Source organism: Cellulomonas palmilytica (assembly GCF_021590045.1).
Classification (GTDB): domain Bacteria; phylum Actinomycetota; class Actinomycetes; order Actinomycetales; family Cellulomonadaceae; genus Cellulomonas; species Cellulomonas palmilytica.
In genome coordinates this window covers 1,200,658-1,213,923 of sequence record NZ_CP062221.1, presented here as the reverse complement: position 1 = coordinate 1,213,923, position 13,266 = coordinate 1,200,658, and the positions used below count along the sequence as shown (strand labels likewise).

The window sequence follows — 13,266 nt, the reverse complement described above, 5'->3', positions numbered from 1 at the left end:
GCGTAGGATCGAACACGTGTTCGAGTCGTCGGTCGCCGTGGTGTCGGGTGGTGCGTTCGCGCGTGCCGCGGCGCCGGGGACGGACGTGCTCGACGAGCTGACCGACGTCGCTGAACGTCTGCGCGCTGTCGTCGAGCGCGCGCGTGGTGCGTCCGGGTGGGGCGGTGCGACGAGCGCACGCGTCGTGCGAGCGCTCGACCAGGTGGCGAGCCTCGTGACCGCTGCGCGAGGTCCTGTCCTCCTCGCGCAGCACACGGCGGCCGCTCGCGCAGGGGGCGAGCGGGCGTTCGTGGACACCCGCGCACGGCTGTCGGGGACGACGAGGTTCGCGGCCGCCCGAGAGGTCGCCGCGGCGCACGCGATGGACCGGATGCCGCTGGTCGGCGCGGCCGTGGCGGAGCACGCGGTGCCGTCGGGGCACCTCGACGTGCTGGGCCAGGCGCTCGCCGGGGCGAGCGACCAGGTCGCGCGCGTGCTCTCCGACGAGCGGACGCAGGAGCAGCTCGTCGAGCTCGCGCAGCAGACGGATGCTCGGCAGTTCTCCCGCCAGGTCGCGGCGCTGGTCGCGGAGCACGACCCGGACCGCGCGGAGGGCGCGCGCGAGGACGCCCGTCGGGCGCGCCACCTCACGCTGAGCCACGGCCCGCGCGGCACGTCGCTCAAGGGCTTCCTCGACCCGCTCGCCGGTCAGGTGCTCGCGCGCGCCCTCGACGCGACGGGCCACCGCGAGGACGAGGACCGCACGCGCGACCAGGCACGCGCCGACGCGCTCACGGCGCTCGCCCAGCACACGCTCACGGGCGGACTCCGCGCGCCCCGGCCCGCACACGCCGGCGTCGAGGTCGGCGACGGAACCCGCCGCAGCGGCAGCGAGGGGATCGTGGACGGAACCCGCCGCACCGGCGGCGACGCGGTCGTGGACGGGCGCCATGGTCACGATGGCGAGGCCGCGCCGGACGGCGCGGTGAGCGCGCCCGCCGCGCACGTGAGCCTCCTCGTGCCGGCCGAGACGTGGGTCGCGGTGCGGGAGGCGCAGGCGCGCCGACGCGGAGGCCGGGCCGAGGACGCGGGGCACCACGTGCCACCGGTAGTCACCGACGACGGGACGGAGGGCGCGGGGCACCGCGTGCCACCGGCGGTCAGCGACGACGGGACCGTACTGACACGCACCGAGCTCGCGGCCGCGCTGTGCGACTGTGCGATGACGCGCGTCGTGATGGACGCGCAGGGTCTGCCGCTCGACGTCGGGCGGGCGCGGCGGATGTTCACGCCCGCGCAGCGGCTCGCGGTCGTCGCGCGGGACCGGCAGTGCGCGTGGAACGGCTGCTCGGTCGCGGCGCGGTACTGCCACGTCCACCACATCCGCTGGTGGCACCGGGACCGCGGGCGTTCCGACCTCGACAACGCGGTGCTGCTGTGCTCGCACCACCACCACCTGGTCCACGCGCTCGACCTGGACGTCGAGCGGGTCGTTCCCCCGCCGCGCGCGAAGGACGGTGCGATGCCGGCCGGCACGAGTCCCGGGCGACCGGGCGAGCGAGGACGAGCGACCCAGGACGACGTCGGTCCGCCGCACGGCGGAGGCGGTGGTGGGACCGGAGAGGATGGGCTCTCGGGCGCCACCGCGCTCGGCGCCAGGTACGTGTTCCGAGGGCGCACGGGCAGGGTGCACAACGGTCCCAGCCGCGAACCACTCGGCTGACCGAGCCGGGCGGCCGAGGCCGACGGATCCGGCGGGCGGGGAGGTGCCGTCCACGACGGCCCGAGCCGGGAGCCGCCCCGCTGACGAGCGGCGCGACTGACGGGAGCCGCCCCGCTGACGAGCGGCGCGACTGACGGGGGACGCGACTGACGAGCGGCGCGACCGACGAGCCGCGCGACTGACGAGGCCGCGCGGGGGTCCGGCGAGGAGCCGTGGCGCGAAGCGGCTCGATTGCGCGTGTGACGTGCGTCGTTCGGCGGGCGGGGTGGCCCGGGCAGCGACTAGGGTCAAGATTCAGTCAACCCAGGAGATGCAGTGCCTGCTGTGCCCGAAGATGGCTACGACCTCGTGGTCGTCGCGAACCGACTGCCCGTCGATGTGTCCCTCGGCGAGGACGGTGAGCCCACCTGGACCCGGTCGCCCGGAGGACTGGTGACCGCCCTCGCGCCCGTCATGGCCCAGGCGGACGGCGCATGGGTCGGCTGGGGCGGCTCGCCCGACCTCACGCTCGACCCGTTCGAGGTGGACGGCACCCAGCTCGTCCCGGTCACGCTGTCGGCGGACGACGTCGAGCGCTACTACGAGGGCTTCTCGAACGACACGCTGTGGCCGCTGTACCACGACGTCATCGCGCCGCCCGCGTTCCACCGGCAGTGGTGGGAGGCCTACCGACGCGTGAACCGGCGGTTCGCCGAGGCCGCCGCCGCACAGGCCGCCCGCGGCGCCACGGTCTGGGTGCACGACTACCAGCTCCAGCTCGTCCCCGCGCTGCTGCGCGAGCTGCGGCCCGACCTGCGCATCGGGTACTTCCACCACATCCCGTTCCCGCCGCTGGAGATCTTCGCGCAGCTGCCGTGGCGCAAGGCCGTCGTCGAGGGGCTGCTCGGCGCGGACCTGGTCGGCTTCCAGCGCGGCGGGGACGCGGCGAACTTCGTGCGCGTCGTGCGGCGGCTCACCGACCTGACGACGCGCGGCCAGGTCATCACCATCTCCGACGAGCACGGACGCACCGCGCGGCACGTGCGCGCCGCCGCCTTCCCGATCTCGATCGACTCGCAGGCGTTCGACGAGCTCGCGCGCACCGACGCGGTCCAGAAGCGCGCCGTCGACATCCGCCACGAGCTCGGGGACCCCAAGATCCTGCTGCTCGGCGTCGACCGGCTCGACTACACCAAGGGCATCCGCCACCGCATCAAGGCGTACGGCGAGCTCCTCGCGGACGGACGCCTGTCACCCAGCGAGACCACGCTCGTGCAGGTCGCCTCCCCCAGCCGGGAGAACGTCGGTGCGTACGCGCAGCTGCGCGACGAGGTCGAGCTGCTCGTCGGACGCATCAACGGCGACTACGGCCAGGTGGGGCACGCGCCCGTGCAGTACCTGCACCAGTCGTTCCCCATGGAGGAGATGGCCGCCCTCTACCTCGCGGCGGACGTCATGCTCGTCACCGCGCTGCGCGACGGCATGAACCTCGTGGCGAAGGAGTACGCCGCGGCCCGGTCCGACGACCGCGGTGCGCTCGTCCTGAGCGAGTTCACGGGCGCGGCCGACGAGCTCTCCGGCGCGATCCTCGTCAACCCGCACGACATCGACGGCATGAAGGACGCGATCACGTACGCCGCGCACCTCGACCCGCGCGAGGCCCGCAAGCGCATGCGCCGCCTGCGGCGCCGCGTGCTGGGGCACGACGTCAACGCCTGGTCACGCGAGTTCCTCGCCGTCCTCACCGCCGTCCCCCATCGAGACAGCCATGTCTGACCCGCGACCCGACATCCCGCCGCAGTCCGACAGCGCCACCTCACCGGCGTCCATCCCGCGCGACCACACCACGTCACCGAGGTCCAGCGAGGCCGTCATGGCGCGGGCCTCGGCTCCCGTGGAGCCGGACCCGGCGCGCGTGGTCGACGCGCTCGTCAGGGTCGCGCGCGACGCCGACGCGAGGCCGCTGCTGGTCGCGCTCGACTTCGACGGCACGCTCGCGCCGCTGCAGGACGATCCGACGATGTCGCGCGTCCTGCCCGAGGGCGTCGAGCCGCTGCGGCGCATCGCGCAGGCCGAGGGCGTCGCGCTCGCGCTCGTGTCCGGGCGCGCGCTGCACGACCTGCACGGGCTCGCCGAGGTCCCGGTCGGGACGTACCTCATCGGCTCGCACGGCGCCGAGCGCGCACGCGTGGCCCGCCACGGGCTCGACCGCGACGTCGTGCAGCTCACCGACGAGCAGGCCGACCGGCTCGCCGCACTCGGCGCGCAGGCGTCCGCGATCGCGCGCGGACGCGACGGGGTCTGGGTCGAGACGAAGCCCACCGCGGTCGTCGTGCACACCCGCCTGGCGGAGCGCGACGACGCGGCCGCCGCCGAGGAGCAGGCGCTCGCGCTCGGCGACGAGCTGGGCTCGGGGGTGCTGCACGGCAAGGACGTCGTCGAGATCTCGGTGCTGCACGCGAGCAAGGGCGAGGCGCTCGGCGCGCTGCGCGACGAGCTCGGGGCGCGCGTCGTCGTCTACGCGGGCGACGACGTGACCGACGAGCACGCCTTCGAGGCCCTCGGTGACGACGACGTCACGGTCAAGGTCGGCGAGGGCGCCACCGTGGCGCGCCTGCGCCTCGCCGACCCGGCCGAGATGACCGCGGCACTCGCGGCGCTCGCCGCCGCCCTCGACGGCTGACGCCACCCCGCACGTCGGCCGACCCGCCCGTCCCGCGGCGGGTCGGGGGCGTGCGAGCGGGCGGACAGCGACCCGACCGGGTCCACCCGGGTGGTGGCGACGAGGGGCGGCGCCGATCCGACGGATCTCCAGGTTCCGCGTGGTTGGCTGAGCCCGGACCGGGGACGCCCGGTCGGGCGCGTCGGGCATGGGGCCCGACACGGACTCCGGGCCAGCGGCTTCGGACGAAGGAGGCGTGGGTGGCCCCGATGCGGCCCGTCGAGCTCGAGGACGACGACCCCGGCACCTCCCAGGGGACGCCGGCTCCAGCAGCGATCACTCCCGGAGCAGCTCCCGGAAGGGCGTCGGCCGGGGCGAACCCGCCACGCACGACCACGACCGAATCGTCCCCCGCGGGGACGACCACGACCGCAACGTCCCCCGCGGAGACGACCACGACCGGGACGACCACGACCGTCGGCGTGCGACGAGCGAGCAGGTGGCGTGGGGGCGCGAAGGGCGGGCGCGGGGCGCGGACGACCCTCGTCGACCTGAGCGACGACCTCGCGCCGGAGGACGTCGCGGCCGGCGACCCGACGGGGGTCGAGGCCGCAGGGCCGGCCCGACGACGCCTGGGGCGCTGGTTCGTCGTCGGTGGTGCCGCGGTGCTCGTCGTCGGTGCCGTGATCGGCCAGCAGGTGCTGGACGCGCGACGCGACGCGCACGACAGGAGGTTCGACGACGTGCCGGGGGTGCTGGTGCCGCTCGACTCCCCGCCGGTCGTGCGCGAGGGCGTGACGTTCCGCTGGGTGTACGACCCGGTGCAGGTCGGCGCGGTGGCGGTCGTGTCGCGCGAGGTCCCCGGCACCGACGCGTCGGTGCGGGTCGAGGCGATCGACCGCGCGACCGGCGACGTGGCGTGGCGCCGCGACATCGACCTCCCGCCCGACCTGCTCGAGCTGGTGCGCACGGACACGGAGCCTGCCGCCGTGACCTGCAAGCCCCTCGGGACCGTGGCGGCCGCGTGCGTGGTGACGACGGGCACGCTGATGTTCGGCGGCGGCGTCAGCGACCTGCTCGTCGTCCTGGACGCCTCGGACGGGACGGTCCTCGACCGCCGCAGCTTCGACGCCGAGGCGTGGACGACGTCCGGGACGTCGATCCTCACCTCGGACGCGGGCCGCGACGAGTCGCGTCCGGGGCGGGAGCACTGGTCGGTCGAGTCGCGCCCGGGCCTGGCGCCCGGTGCCGTGGAGTGGACGTGGACCGCCGACGAGCCGATCGTGCACGAGGACGGGATGGACCACGCGGGCGGGTCGTGGCTCTCCGTGAGCGGCGACCGCGTGCTGGTCACCGCGTCGGACCACTGGTACCTGCTCGACGGGCGGGGCGCGCTCGTGCAGGACGGGCAGCGGGAGGACGACGACTTCGTGAGCCTGGCGCGCGGGGGCGCGCTCTCGGTCACGGACCCGCTGTCGAGCACGTTGGACGACTCGTACCTGCTCGTCGGGGGCGCGCGTGTCGACGCCGGGATGCCGCTGGACCCGACGGTCGACGACGGCTCGGCGCCGGAGGTCGCGTTCACGTTCCGGTTCGAGGACGCGGTCACCGTCCTGGAAGCGTGGGACGCGACCACGGGGACGCGGCTGTGGGACCGTCGTGTGCTGAGCGAGCCGCTCCTGCTCGACGGGCGCGTGTACCTGCTCGGGAGCGGGGAGGTCGCCGCGGTGGACGCACGCACGGGCGACGAGATCTGGACGGCTGGGGCCGGCGACCAGGCGTCCTGGCTCGCGACGGACGGGCGTCGGGTGCTGTGCCTCGGCTCGTCCGCCCACGCACGGGCGCTCGACCTCGACAGCGGCGAGGTGGTCTGGGACAGCAGCGTCGCGGGCGCGACCACCGGCTTGTGGGCGTTCCAGGGCCTGCTCATGGCACCCGAGGGCAACCTGGAGAACCCGCGGCTCGTCGTACCACGCCCCTGACGGCGACACCGGACGGCTCGACGGACGCTGCTCGGGGCGCTCGGTGCAGCCGGGCACCCCGTCGGGTGACGCCGGACGCGTCGGCCGACGGTCGACGGGGCGGCGTGGTTGGCTGACCGCCGGTGGACGGTTCACCGGAGCGACGGGGAGACGGGAGGCGGCATGACGCGGATGCGTCCCGTCGAGCTGCACGAGGGGGACGGGCCGGACGACGAGGACGTGGCGGAGACCCGCGACGAGCCGGGCGTCCTCGCGGTCCCCGACGCGCCGCTCGTTCCCGGCAAGCCCCGTGGCGCGGGTGGGACCGACCGGGCGGGGCGCTCGCGCGGTCGGTGGTTCCTCGTGGGCGGCGCGGTGGTGCTGGTCGTCGGCGCGTTCGTCGTGCAGGACGTCGTGGAGGCCCGCCGCGAGGCGCACGTCGCCCGGTTCGACGACGTGCCGGGCGTGCTCGCGCCGCTCGACGCGTTCCCGGTCCTCCACGACGGCGTCGAGGTGCCCTCGCAGCACGCGCTCGCGCAGGTGGGTGACGTCGTGCTCGTCCAGCGCGAGGGCGATGCGGCGACCGTGCGCGTCGAGGCCCTGGACCGCGCGACGGGTGCCACGGTCTGGACGCAGGACGTCGCGGTCCCGGCGGACCTGCGCGCGCTCGCGGAGGACGACCCGGACCCGTACGACCTTCGCTGCCGCGCGGCGGGCACGGACGTGGCGGTGTGCGCCCTGCGGCCGACGGTCACGGCGCTCGGCTCCGGGGTGCCGGACCTGCTCGTCGCGCTGGACGCGGCCGACGGCGCCGTGCTCGACCGGCAGCCGCTGACGGCCGAGGACTGGGCCGTGCTCGGGGAGTCGGTGCTGACGCTCGGGCCGAGCGAGGTCCGCGTCGCCGTGTCCGACGCGGAGGACGACGAAGCCGCTGGGGCGGACGGCGAGGGTGTGGCGAGGTGGTCGGTCGAGGCACGCTCGCCCGCCGACGGCCTGACCCGCTGGATGTGGACCGCGCGGACGACGGTGCCGCACGACCAGCACCACGTCGGCGGCGCGCTGCTCGAGACGTCGGGCGAGCACGTCCTGGTGCGGGTCCCGGGGCACTGGTGGCTGCTCGCCGCCGCCGACGGAGCGGTCGTGAACGAGGGTGACCAGGCCGAGGACGAGTGGGTGGCGCTCGGCCGGGGCGGAGCGCTCGTGTCCGGCACGTACGAGTCGGAGACGTTCGAGGACGGGTCCGTCGCGTACACGCCGGTGTCGGGCGAGGAGGGCTTCCCGGCCGTGCTCGCGGTGGACGACGGCAGCGCCCCGGAGGTGACGTTCACCCGCATGCCCGACGACGTGCTGCGGGCGCGCGACGTGCGGACCGGCGCGCTGCTGTGGGAGCACCCGACGTCCGGGGCCGAGCCGATCCTGCTCGACGGGACCGTCCACGTGCTCGACCGGGCCAAGGTCCTCGCGCTCGACGCCCGCACGGGCGACGAACGGTGGTCGGCTCCCGCGGGGGACGAGGTGACGTCGCTCGCGACCGACGGGCGGCGGTTGCTGGCCCTGCCCGGGTTCGGCGGACTGCTGCGCGCGTTCGCGCGGGACGACGGCTCGGTCGTCTGGGAGGGCACGTTGCCGGCCGCGTTCCCGCAGGTCGTCGCGGTGCAGGGCGTGCTGCTCGCGACCGACCAGGACGGCGCCGATCCGACGCTCGTCGTACCACGCCCCTGAACGGATGAACCAGGGACCTCCGGATGACCGAGGTCACATCCGGGTGTGGCAGGATGTGCGAAGGCCGGTGCGGGTCCCCCGCGTCGGCCGTGTCAGTGAAGACACTGAACACCCTCCACGACGGATCGTCCGGCACGTACCTGCCGGTGAAGGGATTGGTAGCACCCATGGCTACTGTCACGTTCGACCACGCGACCCGGGTGTACCCGGGCACCGAGCGTCCCGCGGTGGACGCCCTCAACCTCCACATCGAGGACGGCGAGTTCCTCGTCCTCGTCGGCCCCTCCGGCTGTGGCAAGTCGACGTCGCTCCGCATGCTCGCGGGCCTGGAGGACGTCAACGCCGGCCGCATCCTCATCGGCGACCGCGACGTCACGGACGTCCAGCCGAAGGACCGCGACATCGCGATGGTCTTCCAGAACTACGCGCTGTACCCGCACATGACGGTGGCCGACAACATGGGCTTCGCGCTCAAGATCGCCGGCACGCCGAAGGCGGAGATCCGCCAGCGCGTCGAGGAGGCCGCCCAGATCCTCGACCTCACCGAGTACCTGGACCGCAAGCCGAAGGCCCTCTCGGGTGGTCAGCGTCAGCGTGTCGCCATGGGTCGCGCGATCGTGCGTCAGCCCCAGGTGTTCCTCATGGACGAGCCGCTGTCGAACCTCGACGCGAAGCTCCGCGTGCAGACGCGTACGCAGATCGCGTCGCTGCAGCGCCGCCTCGGCGTCACGACGGTCTACGTCACGCACGACCAGACCGAGGCCCTCACCATGGGTGACCGCATCGCGGTCCTCAAGGACGGCATCCTGCAGCAGGTCGGCACGCCGCGCGAGATGTACGACACGCCGGCCAACGTCTTCGTCGCGGGCTTCATCGGCTCGCCGGCCATGAACATCGGCACGTTCCCGGTGCTCGACGGCCACGCGTCGCTCGGCCGCTCGCGCGTGCCGCTGACGCGTGACGTCATCGGCAGCCTCACCGAGGACGACAAGAACCACATCACGCTGGGCTTCCGCCCCGAGGCCGTCGACGTCGTGCCCGCCGGCACGCCGGACGCGGTGCCGGTCATCGTGAACATCGTCGAGGAGCTCGGCTCGGACGCGTTCGTGTACGGCTCGCTCACCAACGAGTTCGGCCAGGCCAGCACGGTCCACTCGGGCGCCGGCGACGCGCAGGTCATCGTGCGCGTCGACCCGCGTCAGGTCCCGGCCAAGGGTGAGACGGTCGCGATCCGCATCCGCCCGGGCGAGCAGCACCTGTTCCACGCGGGCTCGGGCGAGCGCATCAGCGCCTGACCTTCGCACGCACCTCGGCAGGGGCGGTCGTGGCCTTCGGGCCCGGCCGCCCCTGCTGCGTCCGCGGCGTCCGCGAGTCCGACTCCGGGCGACCCGTCCGTTCCGCGCGGGGACCGACGGGGATCTTCACGCCGTCCCCTCGTCTGTTGTGGGGTTCCGACGACCGCGCCGTCGGAGCCCGCTGGCAGGATGGAGCCCATGAGCACCACGCCGCAGCGCCTGCAGATCACGGCGGCCAACCCGGACCCGGCGCTGCTCGACCTGCCGTGGCACATCCCGCTCGAGGAGTGGCCCGCGGAGACGCTCGCGGCGCTGCCGCGCGGCATCTCGCGGCACATCGTGCGGTTCGCGCGCCTGTCGGGCCGGGTCATCGCGATCAAGGAGATCGGTGAGACCGTCGCGTACCGGGAGTACGAGCTGCTGCGTCAGCTGCGCCGCCTGGACGTGCCGTCGGTCGAGCCGGTCGGCGTCATCACGGGCCGGCGGTCGCCCGAGGGCGAGCCGCTCGAGGCGGTGCTCATCACGCAGCACCTGCAGTTCTCGCTGCCGTACCGCTCGCTGTTCAGCCAGTCGCTGCGCCCGGACACCGCGACGCGGCTGATCGACGCGCTCGCGGTGCTGCTCGTCCGCCTGCACCTCGCGGGCTTCTACTGGGGCGACGTGTCGCTGTCGAACACGCTGTTCCGGCGGGACGCGGAGACGTTCGCGGCGTACCTCGTGGACGCGGAGACGGGCGACCTGCACGAGCGCCTCACGGACGGCCAGCGCGCGTACGACCTGGAGGTCGCGCGCGTGAACATCATCGGCGAGCTCATGGACCTGCAGGCGGGCGAGTTCCTCGACGAGGACGTGGACGCGGTCGCGATCGGCGACGCGCTCGCGGTGCGGTACACCGACCTGTGGCGTGCGCTGACCGAGGTCGAGTCGTTCAGCTACGGCGAGCGGTGGCGCGTGCAGGCGCGCATCGACCGGCTCAACGACCTGGGCTTCGACGTGGGCGAGCTGGACATCACGACGGACGTGGACGGCACGACGGTGCGCATCCAGCCGAAGGTCGTGGAGTCGGGCCACTACTCGCGTCGGCTCATGCGCCTCACGGGTCTGGACGTGCAGGAGAACCAAGCGCGCCGCCTGCTGAACGACCTCGACGAGTACCGCGCCGCCACGGACCGTCAGATGGAGGACGAGGCGTTCGTCGCGCACGACTGGTTGACGGAGATCTTCGAGCCCGCGGTGCGCATGGTGCCCAAGGAGATGCGCGGCAAGCTCGAGCCCGCGCAGGTGTTCCACGAGCTGCTCGACCACCGCTGGTTCCTGTCGCAGCAGCAGCACCGTGACGTGCCGCTGCAGGAGGTCGCGCGCAGCTACGTGAAGAACATCCTGCCGAACAGGCCCGACGAGCAGTCGATCCTGGGTGTGCAGCCGGGCGACCTGCGGGACCAGACGGAGTCGATCCCGACGGTCGACGGGGACACGCTGATCGGCTGACGCGCCGGTGCGAACGCGGTCAGGCGCGCTGGCGTGCGACCTCGTACAGCGCGATGCCCGCGGCGACGCCGGCGTTCAGCGACTCGACGTCCGAGGTGATCGGGATCGACGCGATCGCGTCGCACTGCTCGCGCACCAGCCGGGACAGCCCCTTGCCCTCGGAGCCGACGACGAGCACGAGCGGGTCGCCCGCGTACGGCAGGTCGGCGACGGCCACGTCCCCGCCGCCGTCGAGCCCGACGACGAACACGCCGGACTTCTTCCACTCCTGCAGGGTCCGCGCGAGGTTGGTGACGCGCGCGACGGGCACGCGCGCCGCCGCACCGGCGGACACCTTCCACGCGGACGCCGTGACGCCCGCGGCCCGACGCTCGGGCACGATCACGCCGTGCGCGCCGAACGCGCCCGCCGACCGCAGCACGGCGCCGAGGTTGCGGGGGTCGGTGACACCGTCGAGCGCGACCGCGAGCACCGGGGCGCCCTTCGACGCCGCGATGTCGAGCAGGTCCTCGTCGTCCCGGTACGGGTACGGCGGCACCTGGATCGCGACGCCCTGGTGCACGGCGCCGTCGGTGAGGCGGTCGAGCTCGAGCCGCGACGCCTCGAGCAGCGGGTAGCCGGCGTCGGCGACGATCGAGATGATCTCGCGCGTGCGGTCGTCGGACTCGAGCCGCGCCGCGAGGTACACGGTGGTGACAGGCACGCCGGTGCGCAGCGCCTCGAGCACCGAGTTCCGCCCGGAGACGATCTCGTGCGTCGACGACTTGCGCCCGCCCTTGCCGCCCGCGGCGGACCGCGACGCGGAGGCCGCGGGGCGCCCGGACGTGCCGCGCCCGCCCGCGACGCGCTCGGCGGCGACCTTGCGCTTGTGGGCCACGTGGTAGACGCGGTCCTCGGCCTTCGGGGTGGGCCCCTTGCCCTCGAGCGCCTTGCGGCTGTGACCGCCGGTCCCGACGGTCGAGCCCTTCTTGCCGCCCTTGCGCGTCGCGCCGCGACGCGAGGAGTTGCCGGCCATCAGTCCTCCGATCGGGGTGCGAGCGTCCACCGGGCGCCCGCGGGTGAGTCCTCGACGACGACGCCGGCGGCGGTGAGCCGGTCCCGGATCGCGTCGGCGGTGGCGAAGTCGCGTGCGGCACGCGCCGCGGCGCGCGCCTCGAGCTGCGCCTCGACGAGCTCGTCGAGCGCGCGCGCGTACCGCTCGTCGGCGCCGTGCGAGCGCCACTGCGGCGAGCCGGGGTCGAGGCCCAGGACGTCGAGCATGGAGCGCACGGTGACCATGGCGTCGCGCGTGGCGAGCGTGTCGCCCGCGGCGAGCGCGGTGTTGCCGGTGCGCACGGTCTCGTGCACGACGGCGAGCGCGGCGGGCACGTTGAGGTCGTCGTCCATCGCGGCGACGAACTCCTCCGGCAGCGGCGCGGCGGCGACCTCGTCGTCCGTCGCGGTGCCCGTGCGCTCGGCGGCGCGCTCGACGAACCCGGCGACGCGGTCCCACGTGGCCTCGGCCTCGCGCAGCGTGTCGTCGGTCCACTCGAGCATCGAGCGGTACTGGACGGCGGTGAGCGCCCAGCGCAGCACGACGGGCCGCACGGTCTGCAGCACCACGGACACGAGCAGGCCGTTGCCGAGCGACTTGCTCATCTTGGCGCCGCCCTGCGTGACCCAGCCGTTGTGCAGCCAGTACCGCGCGAACCCCTGCCCGGCGGCGCGCGACTGCGCGAGCTCGTTCTCGTGGTGCGGGAAGCGCAGGTCGAGACCGCCGCCGTGGATGTCGAACTCGGGGCCGAGGTAGCGCGCGGCCATCGCGGAGCACTCGAGGTGCCAGCCCGGCCGACCGCGGCCGAACGGCGTGTCCCACGACGCGGTCTCGGGCTCGCCCGGCTTGGGGGCCTTCCACAGCGCGAAGTCGTGCGGGTCGCGCTTCGCGCCGCCCGTGGGGGCGTCGTCGGGGGCGGGCACCATGTCGTCGACGGGCTGCTTGGTGAGCGCGCCGTACTCGGGGAACGAGCGCACGTCGAAGTACACGTCGCCCGGCGCGGCCTGGTAGGCGTGACCCTTCTCGACGAGCGTGCTCATGAGCTCGACCATCGCGGGCACGTGCCCGGTCGCGCGCGGCTCGTACGTGGGGGGCAGCACGCCGAGCGCGTCGTACGCGGCGGTGAACGCGCGCTCGTTCGTCATGGCCCACGCCCACCACTCGACGCCCGCGTCGGCGGACTTCGCGAGGATCTTGTCGTCGACGTCCGTCACGTTGCGCACGAGGGTCACGCGCGAGCCCTGCCGGCGCAGCCAGCGCACGAGCACGTCGAACGCGACGCCCGAGCGGACGTGCCCGACGTGCGGGGGTGCCTGCACGGTCGCCCCGCACAGGTAGATGCCGACCTCGCCCGTGACCCGGGGGACGAAGTCGCGCACCGTGCGGGTGGCGGTGTCGTACAGGCGAAGGCTCACGTCGGCAAG

9 protein-coding genes are annotated in these 13,266 nt (G+C 74.3%); 7 read left to right on the top strand and 2 right to left on the bottom strand.

All coding sequences use genetic code 11. The annotated features are described in order from the left end of the window. The first annotated feature begins 16 nt into the window (after positions 1–16). The 7 genes from F1D97_RS05695 to F1D97_RS05665 all read left to right on the top strand — a co-directional run bounded on the left by F1D97_RS05695 (position 17) and on the right by F1D97_RS05665 (position 10,809). Positions 17–1,702 carry an HNH endonuclease signature motif containing protein gene (locus F1D97_RS05695; protein WP_236122912.1) on the top strand — a complete coding sequence of 562 codons (1,686 nt, stop codon included), beginning with the start codon at positions 17–19 and terminating at the stop codon, positions 1,700–1,702. 315 nt (positions 1,703–2,017) lie between these two features. Further along, entirely contained in the window at positions 2,018–3,457 is a 1,440-nt protein-coding gene (locus tag F1D97_RS05690; RefSeq protein ID WP_236122911.1) for an alpha,alpha-trehalose-phosphate synthase (UDP-forming), read from the top strand. Beyond that, a complete protein-coding gene (gene otsB / locus F1D97_RS05685) occupies positions 3,450–4,364 on the top strand; it encodes a trehalose-phosphatase (RefSeq protein WP_236122910.1) in 915 nt (304 codons plus the stop codon). The genes F1D97_RS05690 and otsB overlap by 8 nt, the downstream gene beginning before the upstream one ends. Before the next feature lie 461 nt (positions 4,365–4,825). Further along, entirely contained in the window at positions 4,826–6,325 is a 1,500-nt protein-coding gene (locus tag F1D97_RS05680) for an outer membrane protein assembly factor BamB family protein (RefSeq protein ID WP_236122909.1), read from the top strand. Between the two features lie 162 nt (positions 6,326–6,487). Then, entirely contained in the window at positions 6,488–8,026 is a 1,539-nt protein-coding gene (locus tag F1D97_RS05675) for an outer membrane protein assembly factor BamB family protein (RefSeq protein WP_236122908.1), read from the top strand. A 167-nt stretch (positions 8,027–8,193) separates the two neighbouring features. Continuing rightward, positions 8,194–9,321 carry an ABC transporter ATP-binding protein gene (locus F1D97_RS05670; RefSeq protein WP_236122907.1) on the top strand — a complete coding sequence of 376 codons (1,128 nt, stop codon included), beginning with the start codon at positions 8,194–8,196 and terminating at the stop codon, positions 9,319–9,321. A 198-nt stretch (positions 9,322–9,519) separates the two neighbouring features. Next, complete coding sequence (locus F1D97_RS05665) at positions 9,520–10,809, top strand: DUF4032 domain-containing protein (protein ID WP_236122906.1); 1,290 nt, start codon at positions 9,520–9,522, stop codon at positions 10,807–10,809. A gap of 19 nt (positions 10,810–10,828) precedes the next feature. Here the strand turns inward: F1D97_RS05665 and rlmB are convergent, their stop codons facing one another. Together rlmB and cysS are read right to left on the bottom strand one after the other, a co-directional pair. Next, a complete protein-coding gene (gene rlmB / locus F1D97_RS05660; protein ID WP_236122905.1) occupies positions 10,829–11,824 on the bottom strand; it encodes a 23S rRNA (guanosine(2251)-2'-O)-methyltransferase RlmB in 996 nt (331 codons plus the stop codon). Next, positions 11,824–13,257 (bottom strand): cysteine--tRNA ligase, encoded by a 1,434-nt coding sequence (gene cysS, locus F1D97_RS05655; protein ID WP_236122904.1) that lies wholly within the window; start codon positions 13,255–13,257, stop codon positions 11,824–11,826. Before cysS ends, rlmB begins: the two co-directional genes overlap by 1 nt. Positions 13,258–13,266: the final 9 nt, after the last annotated feature.

Coding starts and splice junctions, on each gene's coding strand:
- otsB (WP_236122910.1), top strand. CDS start 3,450: ATGTCTGACCCGCGACCCGACATCCCGCCGCAGTCCGACAGCGCCACC.
- F1D97_RS05675 (WP_236122908.1), top strand. CDS start 6,488: ATGACGCGGATGCGTCCCGTCGAGCTGCACGAGGGGGACGGGCCGGAC.
- F1D97_RS05670 (WP_236122907.1), top strand. CDS start 8,194: ATGGCTACTGTCACGTTCGACCACGCGACCCGGGTGTACCCGGGCACC.
- F1D97_RS05665 (WP_236122906.1), top strand. CDS start 9,520: ATGAGCACCACGCCGCAGCGCCTGCAGATCACGGCGGCCAACCCGGAC.
- rlmB (WP_236122905.1), bottom strand. CDS start 11,824: ATGGCCGGCAACTCCTCGCGTCGCGGCGCGACGCGCAAGGGCGGCAAG.